1 rRNA gene is annotated in these 2,210 nt (G+C 51.4%); it reads left to right on the forward strand.

Features of this window, described 5'->3' with window-relative positions:
• Window positions 1-61: 61 nt before the first annotated feature.
• Window positions 62-2,210, forward strand: a 23S ribosomal RNA gene (locus B5X68_RS28495); the annotation flags it as partial.

The raw sequence follows: 2,210 nt of genomic DNA on the forward strand, positions 1-2,210 counted from the left end.
GCGGGGTAACGAGTTCATTGACATATTGAGAAGTAGAAGAGAGAAAGAGTAAATAAGATCGCGCAAGCGAATTAAGGGCGCATGGGGGATACCTAGGCTCTCAGAGGCGATGAAGGACGTGATAAGCTGCGAAAAGCCACGGGGATCAGCACATATGAATTGATCCGTGGATATCCGAATGGGGCAACCCAGTACCATGAAGTGGTATTACCCTACGGGGGGCAAACGCGGGGAACTGAAACATCTAAGTACCCGCAGGAGAAGAAAACAATAGTGATTCCGCAAGTAGTGGCGAGCGAACGCGGATTAGCCCAAACCAGCCTGGTTACGGCCAGACTGGGGTTGTAGGACCCACCGAGTGTATAATAATTGAACTGGAATGGCATGGGAAGGCCAATCGTAGAGGGTGAGAATCCCGTACAGGTAAGAGCATTATATGAGTGGGTATCCTGAGTAAGTGGGGACCGGAGAAATCCCCTCTGAATCCGGCGGCACCATCCGCCAAGGCTAAATACTCCTGAGAGACCGATAGTGAACGAGTACCGTGAGGGAAAGGTGAAAAGTACCGCGAGCAGCGGGGTGAAATAGAACTTGAAACCATGCGCTTACAAGCGGACGGAGCCTACGGGTGACGTCGTGCCTTTTGCATAATGAGCCTACGAGTTACGGTTACTGGCAAGGTTAATGTATTGGAATACAGGAGCCGAAGCGAAAGCGAGTCTGAAATGGGCGATTAGTCAGTGGCTGTAGACGCGAAACTTGGTGATCTACCCTTGGTCAGGTTGAAGCGCTGGTAACACATCGTGGAGGACCGAACCGGTAAACGTTGAAAAGTTTTCGGATGAACTGAGGGTAGGGGTGAAAGGCCAATCAAACTGAGAAATAGCTCGTACTCCCCGAAATGTTTTTAGGAACAGCGTCGTGGTTGAGTCATGTTCAGGTAGAGCTACTGATAGGACTAGGGGGAGTCAAATCCTACCAAATTCTGACAAACTCCGAATGGGGCATGATATACACGGCAGTGAGGGCTGGGGTGCTAAGGTCCCAGTCCGAGAGGGGAACAACCCAGAGCATCAGCTAAGGTCCCAAAATATATGCTAAGTTGAACTAAGGGGGTCCGACTGCAGAGACAGCCAGGATGTTAGCTTGGAAGCAGCTATACATTTAAAGAGTGCGTAACAGCTCACTGGTCGAGCGGGGCGGGCATCGATAATAAACGGGCATCAAGCATATTACCGAAGCTATGCGATCGTATTTATACGTATCGGTAGGGGAGCATTCTCACAGGGGTGAAGGTTTGGCGTAAGCTGGGCTGGACTGGTGAGAAAAGCAAATGTAGGCATAAGTAACGATAATGCGGATGAGAAATCCGCACACCGAAAGACTAAGGATTCCTCCGCTATGCTAATCAACGGAGGGTTAGGCGGGGCCTAAGGGATAGCCGACAGGCGATTTTCGATGGACAGCAGGTTAATATTCCTGCCCCTGGCTGCAGTGTGAAGAAGTGACGGAGTATTGTGGTAAGTACGTACTGACGGAATAGTGCGTTGAGCGGAGCCTACGGGCGAAGCGAACTTACGAAAACGCTTCCAAGAAAAGCTTTTGAAACGCCAGCTGCAATCAGCCCGTACCGTAAACCGACACAGGTAGTCGAGAAGAATATTCTAAGGTGCTCGAGTGAATCACGGCTAAGGAACTCGGCAAATTAACCCTGTAACTTCGGGAGAAGGGGAGCCTCCTCTGGCAACAGAGAGGCCGCAGAGAAATGGCCCAGGCGACTGTTTAGCAAAAACACAGGGCTCTGCCAAAACGAAAGTTGACGTATAGGGCCTGACACCTGCCCGGTGCTGGAAGGTTAAGAGGGGATGTCATCGCAAGAGAAGCATTGAATCGAAGCCCCAGTAAACGGCGGCCGTAACTATAACGGTCCTAAGGTAGCGAAATTCCTTGTCGGGTAAGTTCCGACCTGCACGAATGGTGTAACGATCTGGGCACTGTCTCGGCCGTGAGCTCGGTGAAATTGTAGTAGCGGTGAAGATGCCGCTTACCCGCCACGGGACGGAAAGACCCCGTGCACCTTTACTATAGCTTTGCATTGTTTTCGGGTCAGGGATGTGTAGGATAGGTGGGAGGCTGTGAACCGGTGTCGCCAGGCATCGGGGAGCCAACGTTGAAATACCACCCTTCGCTGGCCTGGGATCTAATCCGAC

The sequence above is a fragment of the Dyadobacter psychrophilus genome, from assembly GCF_900167945.1.
Taxonomy (GTDB): domain Bacteria; phylum Bacteroidota; class Bacteroidia; order Cytophagales; family Spirosomataceae; genus Dyadobacter; species Dyadobacter psychrophilus.